Here is a 1,220-nt window from a genome sequence, read left to right as displayed (position 1 = left end):
TTAAAACCTTTTCTTCTTAACATCTTCTAAGATATTATTAGCTATATCACTTACTGTACTAGAAATAATAGCTGATTCATTAGCAATTTCAACATTATCTTTAGTAGTTTGATCAATTTGAGCTACGCTATCATTGATTTGAGTGATACCTGCAGTTTGTTCTTTAATACTTTCTGCCATATCATTGATAGATTGAACAAGTAAATTAGTATTAGCTTCAATTTCTGATAAAGACTTTTGAGTTCTTTCAGCTAACTTTCTAACTTCATCAGCTACCACTGCAAAGCCTCTACCATGTTCTCCAGCACGAGCTGCTTCAATAGCTGCATTTAAAGCTAAAAGATTGATTTGATCTGCAATATCACCTATAATACCTGTAACATTTTTAATCTCTTCAGATTGAGTGATAACATCACTAGTTTTAACTGAAACATTTTGCATAGAAGAAGTGATCTCTTCTAAAGCTGCTGCAGTTTCTTCTAAAGATTGAGCTTGAGAATTTGAAGAAGTGGTTAAGCTTTGAACAGCAGTTTGTAATTTTCCACTTTCATTAGCTAAAGCATTAGCAAAGTCTGAACTTTGTTTTAGCATTTTAACTATTTCATCACCTAAAGCATTAGTAGTTAATTCTACACTACCGCTAGCATTTTCTAATTTATTTCTAAAGTCTAAGCTTTTGTATTCTTCAAAAATTTTATGAATAGCATTCATATCAGAACCTACTCTAGCTTGTAAAACATCAAGAAGTTTATTTAGAACATTTTTAAGTTCAATAAGTTGTGGGTTTCTTGGATTAGCAGTAATTCTTGCTGTTAAATTACCACCTTCTACAACTGATACGGTTTGAACTGATTCTTTAACGGCTTGATTGTCTTGTTCTAAGCCTCTTTTAGTAGCAAGAATGTTTTCATTGATAGCATTTGAGATTTGTCCAAATTCATCATTGCTTTTTACTTCTATAGTAGAAACATTTTTTGTTTTATAGTTGATAAAATCAAAGAATGAAGTTAAACCTGTTTGGATAGCTGCAAGTGGGGAGAGGTATTTTGATACGATGAAATAAAGGAGGATGATGCTAATAGATATCATAACAATTAAGGCTATAACTTGTATATATGCTGCTTTAAATATAGGTTTATTTATAATATCAGCGCTTTCGGTAATACAAGCTGTATAAGCAAAGACTTTAGTACAAGCTCCAAGTCTTTCTTCATTATTTA

At 31.1% G+C, this 1,220-nt stretch carries 1 protein-coding gene; it reads right to left on the bottom strand.

What is annotated here, in order from left to right; all coding sequences use genetic code 11:
• Window positions 1-1,220 (bottom strand): methyl-accepting chemotaxis protein (locus AJ882_RS00265; protein ID WP_070279624.1); only part of this gene is annotated, 1,220 nt, incomplete at its 5' end.

The organism is Campylobacter sp. BCW_6461 (genome assembly GCF_001762735.1).
In the GTDB taxonomy this organism is placed as follows: domain Bacteria; phylum Campylobacterota; class Campylobacteria; order Campylobacterales; family Campylobacteraceae; genus Campylobacter_D; species Campylobacter_D jejuni.
The sequence above is the reverse complement of the archived record's forward strand: the minus strand, read 5'-3'. Positions and strand labels throughout refer to the sequence as shown.